The 12,166-nt window shown below is 70.7% G+C and carries 9 protein-coding genes; 4 read left to right on the forward strand and 5 right to left on the reverse strand.

Going from position 1 to position 12,166, the window contains the following annotated elements:
- Positions 1–54: 54 nt before the first annotated feature.
- Genes KCQ71_RS25305 through KCQ71_RS25315 form a run of 3 tightly spaced genes read right to left on the reverse strand, consistent with a single transcriptional unit; the run spans position 55 to position 3,696 of the window.
- On the reverse strand, positions 55–1,119 hold the full coding sequence (locus tag KCQ71_RS25305; protein ID WP_223411471.1) for a substrate-binding domain-containing protein: 1,065 nt from the start codon (positions 1,117–1,119) through the stop codon (positions 55–57).
- Between the two features lie 43 nt (positions 1,120–1,162).
- Positions 1,163–2,188 (reverse strand): ABC transporter permease, encoded by a 1,026-nt coding sequence (locus KCQ71_RS25310; RefSeq protein ID WP_223411472.1) that lies wholly within the window; start codon positions 2,186–2,188, stop codon positions 1,163–1,165.
- Positions 2,185–3,696: a sugar ABC transporter ATP-binding protein gene (locus KCQ71_RS25315; RefSeq protein WP_223411473.1), complete on the reverse strand. Its 1,512-nt coding sequence runs from the start codon at positions 3,694–3,696 to the stop codon at positions 2,185–2,187. Before KCQ71_RS25315 ends, KCQ71_RS25310 begins: the two co-directional genes overlap by 4 nt.
- Before the next feature lie 111 nt (positions 3,697–3,807).
- On the opposite strand from KCQ71_RS25315, the gene KCQ71_RS25320 reads away from it, so the two are divergent.
- A complete protein-coding gene (locus tag KCQ71_RS25320) occupies positions 3,808–4,989 on the forward strand; it encodes an ROK family protein (RefSeq protein WP_223411474.1) in 1,182 nt (393 codons plus the stop codon).
- Here KCQ71_RS25320 and KCQ71_RS25325 read toward each other — a convergent pair.
- Together KCQ71_RS25325 and KCQ71_RS25330 are read right to left on the reverse strand one after the other, a co-directional pair.
- The gene (locus tag KCQ71_RS25325; RefSeq protein ID WP_223411475.1) at positions 4,947–7,244 is read right to left on the reverse strand and encodes a DUF8320 family protein; all 2,298 of its coding nucleotides are present in this window, start codon (positions 7,242–7,244) and stop codon (positions 4,947–4,949) included. The two genes, KCQ71_RS25320 and KCQ71_RS25325, sit on opposite strands and share 43 nt — an antisense overlap.
- Before the next feature lie 41 nt (positions 7,245–7,285).
- Positions 7,286–7,960 (reverse strand): response regulator transcription factor, encoded by a 675-nt coding sequence (locus tag KCQ71_RS25330; protein WP_223411476.1) that lies wholly within the window; start codon positions 7,958–7,960, stop codon positions 7,286–7,288.
- A 346-nt stretch (positions 7,961–8,306) separates the two neighbouring features.
- On the opposite strand from KCQ71_RS25330, the gene KCQ71_RS25335 reads away from it, so the two are divergent.
- The 3 genes from KCQ71_RS25335 to KCQ71_RS25345 all read left to right on the forward strand — a co-directional run bounded on the left by KCQ71_RS25335 (position 8,307) and on the right by KCQ71_RS25345 (position 12,160).
- Positions 8,307–9,968 (forward strand): AbgT family transporter, encoded by a 1,662-nt coding sequence (locus KCQ71_RS25335; protein WP_223411477.1) that lies wholly within the window; start codon positions 8,307–8,309, stop codon positions 9,966–9,968.
- Positions 9,969–10,029: 61 nt separating this feature from the next.
- Complete coding sequence (locus KCQ71_RS25340) at positions 10,030–11,550, forward strand: leucyl aminopeptidase family protein (RefSeq protein ID WP_223411478.1); 1,521 nt, start codon at positions 10,030–10,032, stop codon at positions 11,548–11,550.
- Positions 11,551–11,674: 124 nt separating this feature from the next.
- Positions 11,675–12,160, forward strand: coding sequence for a DUF1269 domain-containing protein (locus tag KCQ71_RS25345; RefSeq protein ID WP_223411479.1), 486 nt, complete (start codon positions 11,675–11,677; stop codon positions 12,158–12,160).
- Positions 12,161–12,166 lie beyond the last annotated feature (6 nt).

The raw sequence follows: 12,166 nt of genomic DNA on the forward strand, positions 1-12,166 counted from the left end.
CCCCCCCCCCCGCCCCCGAACCGGACGTCCGATCACGGCCGCCGGACGAACGAGTCAGGACTGGAAGGCCGTGGGTAGATACTGCTCCACGTTCTCCGCGGTCACGACCGGGGCGTACAGCTGGACCAGCCGAGGTACCTCGACCTCGACGAGGTCGGCAAGGGCACGCTGCTGGACGACGAGGCGGGCCAGCGCGATGCCGTCCGCCGCCTGGGTGGCCGGGTAGATGACGGTGGCCTGGATCACGGAGTCGCCCGAGGCGATCAGTTCCATCATGTTCGCCGAGCCGGCGCCGCCGACCATGACGAACTCGTCCCTGCCGGCGGCCTCGATGGCCGCCAGCACACCGATGCCCTGGTCGTCGTCGTGGTTCCAGATGGCGTCGATCTGCGGGGCTGCTTGGAGCAGGTTCGACGCAGCCGCCTCGCCGCCCTGGACCGTGAAGTCCGCGGCGACCCGGTTGTCGACGGTCTGTCCGCACTCGGCCAGCGCGTCGGAGAAGCCCTGGCTGCGGTCCTGGGTGAGCGGCAGCGAGTCGATCCCGGCGATCTCGGCGACGACGGCGTCGGCGTTGTCACCGACCTGCTCGCAGATGTACTGCCCGGCGCTGACACCCATTCCGTAGTTGTCGCCCAGCACGGTCACCCGGGCGGCGTTCGGGTCGGAGAACTCCCGGTCCACGTTCACCACCACGATGCCGGCCTCCATGGCGCGGAGCGCCACCTCGGTGAGCGCGGCACCATCGAACGGAAGCAGCACGATCGCGTCGACGCCGTCGTTGATGAAGGTCTCGACCTGGCTGATCTGCAGGTTCACATCGTTGGTGCCCTCGGCGACGCGGAGCTCGACGTCCGGATACTCGGCCGCATGATCCTCGGCGGCGCTCGTGATGGCCCCCATCCAGCCGTGGTCGGCGGCGGGTGCGGAGAACCCGATCACCACCGTGTCCCCGGCCTCGGCGTTCGGGTTGCCGCCACCGCCGCCGCCGGTGTCTTCGGTGGTTTCGCCCTCCTCGGGTGGTGGCTCGTTACTGGTGCAGCCGGCCGTGAACGTGGCCACGGCGGCCAGACCCGCGATTCCGACGAGCAGGCGCCGGCGCAACGTCATCGGTGCAGACATGTGTTCCTCCTTGTGGGTGGGGTTGAGGCGGGGGTGGGTCCGGCTACGGGGATGACGAGCCGGGCCGGTTCGCGAAGCGCTGCTGGAGCAGCACGGCGATGACGATGATGGCTCCCTTGACGATGGACTGAGCCGAGATCGAGAGATTGTTCAGCGTGAAGATGTTGTTCAGCGTCGAGAAGATCAGCACGCCCAGCACGGTGCCCACGATCGTGCCCCGGCCGCCGATGAGCAGCGTGCCACCGACCACGACCGCGGCGATCGCATCGAGCTCGTACAGCGAGCCGTGCGTGGAGCTGCCGACCGTGGTGCGGGCGATCATCATGGCGCCGGCCAGGCCGGAGCAGAACCCGCAGATCACGTAGAGGGCGACGGTGTGCGCCCGTACCCGGATCCCGGCCAGTCGCGAGGCCTCGGCGTTCCCGCCGACGGCGATGGTGCGGCGTCCGAACGTGGTCCGGTTCAGCAGCACCCAAGCCATGGCGGCCACGATCAGGAAGACCCAGACCAGCGTGGGCAGGCCGAGCGGCCGGGATTGGAAGAAGTCCATGAACGGCGGCACGTCGAGGATCTGCGAGCGCTTGTTCGAGATGATCTCCGCCAGTCCGCGCGCGGCCACCATCATGGCCAGCGTCGCGATGAACGCGACGACCTTCCCGTACGCGATGAGGATGCCGCTGACGAGCCCGCAAGCCGCGCCGACGGCGCAGGCGGTGAAGACGACCACGAGCCAGTGCACGTCACCGGCGATCGTCTGGGTGGCGAGCGTCGACGCCCAGACCGAGGAGAGGCCGAGTACGGAACCGACGGACAGGTCGATGCCACCGCCGGTGATCACGAACGTCATGCCGACACTGACCACGCCGATGACCGAGGCGAACCTCAGGATCGTGACGAAGTTGTCGCCGTCGAGGAATCGCACGTCGGCGGTGAACCACCCCACCGCGCACAGCACGAGCAACGCTATGACCAGCCCGAGGTTTCGGGCCAGTGAGCCCGGGAGCGTGTATCGGCGGGTGCCCTCACGGACCGTCTCGTCCGGCGGCACCGGATCTGTGAAGGCGCTCATGCGGCCTCTCCTTCCATGACGAGGTCGAGGACCCGGTGTTCGTCGATCTCGTGGGCCGGCCCGGTGTGGACCACACGCCCGTCGGCGACGACGTGGATGGTGTCGCTCATGCCGAGGACCTCGGGGAGCTCGCTGGAGACGACGAGGACGGCGGTGCCGGTCGCGGCCAGCGCGACGATCAGCTGGTAGATCTCGGCCCGGGCACCGACGTCCACACCGCGGGTCGGCTCGTCCAGGACCAGCACCCGGCACCCGTGCTCGAGCCAGCGGCCGAGCAGGATCTTCTGCTGGTTGCCCCCGGAGAGTGTCCTGGTCACCCGGCTCGGGTCGGCGGGATGCAGTTGGAGCCCGGCGATCTGCCGGTCGGCGGCCCGGCGCTCGCGCAGTTCGTCCAGGAATCCACCTCGGGCGAACCTCGCGAACGAGGACAGGGTGATGTTCCGGTAGACCGGCTCGTCCAGGAGCAGGCCCTGACTCTTGCGTTCCTCCGGGCACAGTCCCACTCCGGCGGCCACGGCGGACGTGACCGAACCCGGCCGCAGCGGCGCCCCGTCCACCCAGACCCGTCCGGTGCCGGCTCGACGCGCCCCGCAGATGGTCTCCAGGATCTCGGAACGACCCGAACCCACCAGACCGGCGAGCCCGACGATCTCACCGGCTCGGATCCGCAGGGACACGTCCTCGAAGATCCCCGGTACCGAGAGGCCCTCAGCGACCAGCACGTCCGGGGCGTCCGGGGCCACCGCCGGTCGCGGCGGGAACACGTACTCCTCGCTGCGCCCGGTCATCAGGGTGATCAGCTCCCTGGTGGACGTCTGCTCCACCGGGATCCCGATGGCGACCGTCTGCCCGTTCTTCAGCACCGTGATGCGGTCCCCGATCTGGCGGATCTCCTCGAGGCGGTGCGAGATGTAGATGATCGCCACACCTGCGGCGGTGACCTCGCGTACCACCCGGAACAGGGTGGCGACCTCCTCGGAGTCGAGGACGGCCGAGGGTTCGTCCATCACGATCAGGCGGGCCTGGCGCGACAGCGCACGGGCCATCGAGACGATCTGCTTGCCGGCTGCGGACAGATTGCCGACCTCGGTCCGGGGCGAGATCTCCCTGTGCCCGAGCTGCGCGAGCAGGTCCCGCGTTCGCCGGATCATGGCCCCGGAGCTGCTCACGCCCGCAGTGGAGAGCTCGTGGCCGAGGAAGACGTTCTCGGCGACGGTGAGACCGTCGACGACATCCAGTTCCTGGTACATCGTGGCGATCCCCAGCCGCAGGGCCGCCACCGGGCTCGTGATCGCGACCGGATGCCCGTCGATGTGGATGTCGCCGGCGTTGGGCTGGTGTGCCCCCGCGAGCACCTTGATGAGCGTCGACTTCCCTGCACCGTTCTGGCCGAGGACGCAGTGCACCTCGCCGGCGCGCACGTCGAGGTCGACGCCATCCAGGGCCCTGGCACCCGGGAAGTGTTTGACGATGCCACGCATCGTCAGGAACGCGCCGTCGCTGACCATGCGGCCGAACCTAGGCGGCGCTTCTGCCTGCCGTCAAGCAAAAGTCGGCGGGTCGGTCTTCTGTGACCGATCCGTGATCCCTATAGTGGTCGTTCGCCGCTAGGAGGACCCGTGGGTGAGACCCGCCGATCGACTGCCGCGCCCGCCGGGTTGAGCTCGGTACTGGCGCTGCTGCGCGACGGCGTCCCGCGCTCGCGCGCAGAGCTCGTGGAGCTGACCGGTCACGCCCGCTCGACCATCGCCCAGCGCGTCGACCTGCTCCTCAAGAGCGGACTGTTGACCCACGGCGGCGCGGCCAGTTCCACCGGGGGACGCCCGCCGGAGACCTTCGCCTTCGCCCCGGCGTCACGGATCGTCCTCGCGGCGGACCTCGGCGCCGCACACCTACAGATGGCCGTCACCGACCTCGGCGGCACGATCCTCGCGCAGCGACGAGAGGTCGCCGCGATCTCCGATGGGCCCGAAGCCGTCCTCGCGCGCGTGTGCGCCCTCGGCATCGAACTACTCGACGAGGTCAGTCGGCCGCGCCGCGACCTCGTGGGGGTCGGAGTGGGGGTGCCGGGCCCGGTCGAGCATGAGACCGGCCGCCCCCGCAACCCCCCGATCATGCCGGGCTGGGACGGCGCCGACATCCCCGGCGTGCTGGCCGCGTCGTTCCGGACCCCGGTGCTGGTCGACAACGATGTGAACCTGATGGCCGCCGGTGAACACTGGCGGCTGTACGCCGACGTCGACGACCTGGTCTTCGTCAAGGTCGCGACGGGCATCGGCGCGGGCATCATCACGGCGGGCCGGGTCTATCGCGGCGCCCAGGGCGCCGCCGGGGATCTCGGCCACATCGCCGTGCCTGGCGGCGAGCCCGTGGCGTGCACCTGCGGTAACACCGGCTGCCTCGAGGCACTCGCCAGCCGCGGTGCGGTTCGCCGTGCGTGGCTCGCCGCGGGCCGCAGCGCCGAGGAGGCCGGTGGCGTCTCCGCCCTGATCGCCACTGGGGACACCCTGGCGCTCGACCTCACGTGGCGCGCGGGCCGGGACATCGGGTCCGTGCTGGCCGGCACCGTGAGCCTGCTCAACCCCTCAGTGGTGGTCATCGGTGGGTCCATGGCGATGGACAACCCGGTCCTCATCGAGGCGATCAGCGACGTCATCCTGACCCGCTCGCTGGCGTTGGCCACCCGTGACCTCCGGATCGTGGGCACCGGCACGGGCAGCCAGGCGGCGGTGCTCGGCGCGAGCCGGATGGTGGCCGATCACGTGCTCTCGGACGAGGCCATCGAGTCCCTCCTGGCGTGAGCCTCCCGGCCGAGTCGGTCCAGCTCGGCCCGCTCGTCGCCGCCCGGTCCGCTCCGAAGCACCGTCGCGAACACCGCCCGCCCCACTGGCAGCAGCCGCACCGTCACAGAGCCCGCCTCCTGCGCGTCGACGAGTTCGGCCAGAGCCAGGGTGAAGCCATCCTCCAGAAGCCCAGCCCGATCGGCACGATGGTCCGGGTCGGCCGGCCCGGCCCGGTCGGCAGGCTCGGAACCGCCGGCCCGGTCATCGAGCAGCAGGACGTCCACGCCCCGGCGGCGGGCGGCGTCCACAGCCGCGGCCACGCGCGTCCGCGCCAGTGCCGGCGCCCGCAGCCGGTCCCGGACGTGCGCCTCGGCGATGCGGCACTCCATCCGGTCGGCGGCGGTCAGCGCCCTGGGCGGATCGGTGGCCGCCAGATCCACGACGCGCCGCAGCGGCGGCCCGGCCACCTGGGCGATCGTGAGCAGTTCCGCCGCGGTCCTGGCCAGCGCAGTTTCCTCGGCGGCGAGCGCCCGCGCGGAGGCCGCATCAGCGCGGCGATGCGCGGTGAGCCGGGCCAGCATCCGTCGCAACAGCGCCGACCAGGCGAGCCCCACCGCGGTTGCGGCCACCGGCAGCGCGAGGACGGCCGACACCGTCGCGGCCGGCGCACCCACCCAGCCACCCCAGACCGCCACCGCGGCCGCCGTCGCGCCGACCGACGCCAGTCCCGCCCAGGTGCGGCCCCGCACCATGAGCAGCGCCGCGAGGTAGGCACCGGTCTGCAGCAGCCAGGCCCGCTCCCCTGGCGCCCCACCCAGCTGGGGCAGGAACAGGAGCGCGTTCACGGGGGCCACTGCGGCCGCGACCACGGTGGCCCGCCAGGGCAGCGGATCGTCCGTGGGCGTGCTGAGGGCGAGCGCCCCGGCGAGGCTGACGAGCAGCGCGACGCCGATCGCGGCGGGCTGCGGGTAGGTGTGCCAGAGCAGCGCGGACTGGACCGCTCCGGTCGTCCAGACCAGGACCAGCACCACCCGTGCGGCCGGGGTCGCAAGTCCCGAGATGCGGCTACCCGCGTGGGGGCCCGGGTTCGCGCCGCCGGCGGCACCACCGGTCCCGGGACCTGGGTGGCCTGCGACCGGCCCGACCCAGCTGAGCTCGACCACCGCGCCGTGGCCGGGCTCGGAGCGCACCCGCGCGTCTCCTCCCGGCACGGCGCGCATCCGGGCGAGCACGCTGTCCCGAAGGCCCAGCCGGTCCGGGGCCACGTCGTCGGGATCGAAGCCGGAGCCGTCGTCCTCGACGGTCACGGCCACCCGTCCCGGCTCGACGGTCAGCCGGAGGCGGCGACGGACCGTGGTCGCGCCGGCGACCGGGCGCGCGTGACGCAGACTGTTGTCGATCGCCTGCGCGCAGGCCGCGACGAGCGCATCCGCGGCTTGGTCAGGTAGCACCATCCGCGTGGTCTCCAGTGGCGCGACGAACTGGAGCCCGTGGTCGCGCGCGAGTGCCCCCAGGTCGGCATGCAGATGCCCCGGCCGGCCGTGGGTGGGCGCCACCGCGCCGCGCAGGACCGCAAGCGCCCGCCCGGCCTGGGTGGCGACGGACTCGGGCACGACCTTGGTCCGCATCGCGAGGGTCAACGCGGTCAGCACGTCGTCGTGGATGAGCGCGGTCAGCCGGGCGTGTGCCCCGGCACGAGAGCGCGCCGCGGCGGCGAGCGCCGCATTGCGCTCGACCTCCCGTTCGGAGCCGCGCAGGGCACGCAGTTGGGTGTCGATGGCGAACAGGATGACCACGAACGCCACATTGCCCAGATGGATGATCGCCCGGAGCAGGATCTGCCGGTCGACGCTCCCGTCGACCAGGAACAGACTCAACGGCAGGAGCGCGGCCGCGATCAGCGCGTACCCGACCGCCGTCCGCCACGCCCATGACACGGCCGCGAACCCGACGGCCGCGGGCTCGAGCACCCACACGGACGGTTCGTCGTCGCCGCTCGACCGGGCCAGGACCCACGTCGAGACGAGCACCAGGTAGAGGATCGGAAAGCACGCCCAGCCCCGGCGCAACAGCCGCTGCGGCAGGTGGAACGCACCCACGGCGAGGACCACGCCGATACCGATCAGGGCGAGGACGCCGAGGCGCCAGCCGACATGTGCGTGCGACCACCGGGTGAGACCGTCCCCGAAGTGGACCGCGACCAGGGTCAGTGCGCCGATGGACACCATGGCGCCCATCCGGCGACGCACACTCATGGCTCGCGCGGTCGCCACGATCGTGCTCGATCCCTGCCGTCGGTCGTCGGGAGAGCCGTTCACCCCGGTCCTGGCAACACGCCGTCCTCGACGGCGCGCATGTACAACTCCACCTTCGTGTGCGCCGGCCGCTCCACGGCGGCGTACTTCACCCGGATGCGGCGGATGTGGTCCAGCACCGTCTCCCGGGACACGCCCAGCAGCCGGGCCACCCGGTCGGCCTTCTCCCCGGACGCGTACAACTCCAGCACCTGCCGCTCGCGGGGCGACAGCCCAGGGGCGTGCGGGTCACTGTCCACGGCCGCGGCCCACTCGGTGGAGGCGACCACCTCGCCGCGAGCGACGTGCCGCAGGGCCTCGAGCAGGTGCTCGGAGTCCTCGGACTTGCGGACCATGCCGGCGATCCCGGCGCGTGCCGCAGCGCGCACCAGATCCACATCGTCGCCGGAGGTGAAGGCGAGGACCTCGGCACCCGCCTGTCGCAACCTGCTGATGTTCTGCCAGATCGACGAGCCGTCCGCCAGGCGCAGGTCCAGCAGCACCACGTCCAGATCCGCGGTGCCGGCGAGCAGGTCGGCCACCGTGGGCTCCGCGGCCACGAACTCCAGGTCAGGATGGTCGGTCAGCAGCGCACGCACGCCGAGACCGACCACGTCATGATCGTCCACGAGGCCGATCCGGGAGACCGTGTTCGTGTGTGCCGGGGCATCGACCCGCCGTGAGTCAACCGTCATCGAGTGGCCCCTTATGTCGTATCGCGCTTCCTGCCACAGGCTGAGCGCCCCGCCCGCACCCGCTCCTGTGCGTCCCACCCTAGCCAACGGTGGGCGCCGGCCGCCCGAGGGTCGATCGACGCCAACCCCTAGTTCTGGGGATCCCCCAGGACTAGGGGAAGTCTGTTGCCCGCGTGCAGCCGCTCACTAGGGTCGTCAATGACCGACTCCGTGCGCCGCACGCCGGTCGGCCGACGGCGCACACTCGGGAGAGGAATTCGGATGAATACTCGGACCACGATCGTCGAGACGCCAACGATGCCGTCCAGGTCGGTGCGCGTCACCGCGGCTGCGATGGGGGCAGGCCGTGGCTGCTGAGTCGGTGGAGCTGTCGCCGCCGGCCGACAACAAGGGCTTCCTGAACTGGATCGAGCGGGTCGGCAACAAGGTGCCGAACCCGACGATCATGTTCGTCTACCTCATCGCCATCATCGCGGTGCTCTCCGCGATCCTGTCCTGGGTCGGGGTGTCCGTCACCGACGAGGTGGTCACCCCGGTTCCCCGCGACGAGTTCTCGCAGATCAACGAGCACCTCGGCGGCACCTGGTCGCTCTACGACTCCGTCACGGGCCAGCCGGCCGAGGTCCCGGACTACATCGTCGAGGAGCAGACCTTCGAGGTCCGCAGCCTCATCTCCGTCGACGGCATCCGCTTCTTCTTCTCGTCCTTCGTCGACAACTTCGCCGGCTTCGGCGTCGTCGCCGTCGTGCTCATCGCGATGGCCGGCGTCGGCGTGGCCGAGCACGCCGGCCTGATGGGCGCCCTGATCCGCCGCACGGTCAAGGTCGCGCCCAAGAGGTGGCTCGCCTTCATCCTGATCTTCGTCGGCGTGCTGTCCTCCGTGGCGACGGACGCCGGCTACCTCATCCTGGTCCCGCTCGCCGCGGCGGCGTTCCTCACCGTCGGACGACATCCGCTCGCCGGCCTCGCCGCTGCGTTCGCGGGCGTGGGGGCGGTGTTCGGGGTGAACCTGCTGATCACCCCGTCGGACAGCATGCTCACCGAGGTCACCAACGAGGTGCTCGCGACCGCCGGCATGGAGACGCTCGAGGTCACCCAGAACTTCTACTTCGCGGTGGTCTCGTCGATCCTGATGGCGGTGGTCGTGCTGCTGGTCACGCTCTTCGTGACTGAGAAGCGACTGGGGAACTACAACCGCAACGACCTGGTGGTCGGCATCGAGGGCGACGAGGACGTCGACCACGCCGCGGAGGCACGGGGCCTGAGATTCTCGTTCTGGGCGCTGATCGGTTTCGTGGCGTTCATCGCGCTGCTGACGGCTCCGCCGGGAGCCCCGCTGCGCGATCCCGAGAGCGGGGCGATCATCGGAACCACGCCGTTCATGGCGAGCCTCGTCTTCATCATCTCGCTCGCATTCCTCGTCTGCGGCATGGCCTACGGCGCCGGGGCGAAGACACTGGTGGGCGGGAACGCAGCCGTCGGCGCGATCACCAAGACCTTCGCGAGCCTGGGTGGTCTGCTGCTGATGTTCCTGATGATCGCCCAGTTCATCGCACTGTTCAACTGGTCGAACCTGCCCACGGTGGCCGCCGTCTCTGCGGCCGAACTGCTGGAGACGGCGGACGTCCCAGCACTGGTGCTGCTGCTGGCGTTCATCCTGGTGATCGTCATCCTCGACTTCATCCTCCCGGGCCTCGTGCCCAAGTGGGTGATCTTCGCGCCGGTGTTCATCCCGATCTTCGCCTCGCTCGACGTCGCCCCGCAGACCCTGCTGGCCGCCTACCGCGTCGGCGACTCCCCCGTGAACGTGCTCACGCCGCTCATGGTGTACCTGCCGTTCATGGTCACCGTGGCGCAGCGCTACAAGAAGGACGCCGGCATCGGCACGATCATCGCCCTGATGATCCCGTACGCGGTGGCGGTACTGGTGACCTGGACCGTGCTGTTCGCGGTCTGGTTCCTGCTGGGGATCCCGTGGGGCCCCGGCGCGCCGGTGGACATGGGCTGAGCCCCGAACGACATGCCCGGACCCGACCACGAAACCAGCTGAACGCAAGGGAGCAGAGGCCATGACCACACGCAGCCCGAACAAGGTGATCCCGGCGGACTTCGCCACCCTCCCGGGCCTCGATGCTCTCGACACGGCCCGAGTCGGGCTCGGCACGGACGTCGGTGACGCCGAAGCCGTCGGCATCGGTGTGTATTCCGACGGCGACGTACCGGCGGCGCTCGGCTTCAACCGCGACGCTCTGGCGGATGCCGGATTCGAGGCCGCCGCGGGCTCGACGTTGGTGCTGCCGCAGGCCGACGGGCCCGATCTCGTGGCCGTCGGCCTCGGCGCCCGGCCGGAGACGAACGTCGCCACCCTGCGGGATGCGGCTGCCGCCCTCACCCGCGCCGTCTCTCGCCGCTCCCGGCTGGCGCTGCACCTCGACGATCTCGCCGGCGTTGAGGTCGCCGATGCCGTGCGCGGCCTCGCCGAGGGTGCGCTGCTGGGGCGCTACCGGTACACGGTCCTTGTGCGCGAGTCGAAGCACGTCGCGCTCGCCTCCCTCGTCCTGGACGTGCCCGGCGGCGCGGACGCCGAGGGGGCCTTGGCCGAGGCCTTCCTCGGAGCCCGCGCCGCCGTCGTCGCCCGCGATCTCGCCAACACGCCCCCCGGGCACCTCACCGCGACGAACATGGGCGATATCGCCGTCGACCTCGGTGCCCGCTTCGGGTTCGAGGTCGAGGTGTTCGACAAGCAGGCGCTGATCGACCTCGGCTGCGGCGGGCTCCTCGGTGTCAACCAGGGCTCCACCGAGGAGCCGCGCATGCTCAAACTCGCCTACGCGCCCGACGGGCCGTCGACGGGTCACCTGGGTCTGGTCGGCAAGGGCATCATGTTCGACTCGGGCGGCATCAGCCTCAAGCCCAGCGACCCGATGCACCTGCTGATGAAGATGGACATGGGCGGTGCGGCGGCCGTCCTCGGCGCCTTCACCGCCCTGCGCGACTCCGGCGTGGGCGCCACGGTCACAGGCTGGCTGATGTGCACGGACAACATGCCGTCCGGTACCGCCCTGAAGCTCGGCGACGTGCTCACCACTCGCCGAGGCACCACGATCGAGGTGAAGAACACCGACGCGGAGGGACGCCTCGTGATGAGCGATGCGCTCGACCTCGCGAACGAGGCCGGCGTCGATGCGATCATCGACATCGCCACCCTCACGGGCGCGGCGCTCGTCTCACTGGGGCCGTCCACGGCACCGGTGCTGGGCAACGACCAGACCATGATCGACCTGGTCCGCGCAGCGTCGGCCGTCGTCGACGAGCCGGTCTGGCAGCTTCCCCTCGAGCAGAAGTACCGCAAGCAGCTCGACTCCGAGATCGCCGACATCGCCAACCTGGGCGGTCCGTTCGCGGGCGCGACCACCGCGGCGCTGTTCCTCCAGCACTTCGTCGGGAAGACGCCGTGGGCGCACCTCGACATCGCGGGGACGATGCAGTCCGACAAGGACGACTCCTGGCGCACCAGCGGGGCCACCGGTTTCGGCGCCCGCATCCTGCTCGAGGCGGCCCGCACCTTCGCCCCGGACGCGTCCGCCTGACCAGCCCTGGCACGACGACCCATCGATCGAGGAGAGTCGTAATTCGAGACTCGTCACGCGACATGCGTGACGGCAGCACGCTCGGCCCAGGTGGGTCGGGTCCGATCCATCCGAAGGAGACGGCATGTCGGAATTGATCATCATCGGCTACGACGACCACGAGAAGGCCCAGGGCGCCTACGAGCAGGTCCTGGTGGCACAGCGGGACTTCATCGTGACCCTCAACGGCCTCGCCCTGGTCAGCGTGGACGCCGACGGCAAGCAGCACGTGGAGACTCCCGCCAAGATCGTGGGCGTCTCGGCCGCCTCCGGCGCCCTGTGGGGCACCATCATCGGACTGCTGTTCCTGGTACCCGGCCTCGGCCTGCTGTTCGGTGGCGCACTCGGCGCCCTCACCGGCAAGCTCAGCAAGACCGGCATCAACAACTCCTTCAAGGAACGCGTCCAGGGCATGCTCACCCCGGGCAAGGCGGCCGTCGTGGTGCTGGCCTCGAAGATCACCGAGGACAAGTTCGCCGACGCGATCAAGCCGTTCGGTGGCACCGTGCTGCAGACCTCGCTCTCCGACGAGGACGAGGCGGAGCTCGCCACCGAGCTGTCCGGCTCCTGACCGACG

Origin of the sequence: Occultella gossypii (assembly GCF_019947135.1) — a bacterium.
GTDB classification, from domain to species: Bacteria; Actinomycetota; Actinomycetes; order Actinomycetales; family Beutenbergiaceae; genus Occultella; species Occultella gossypii.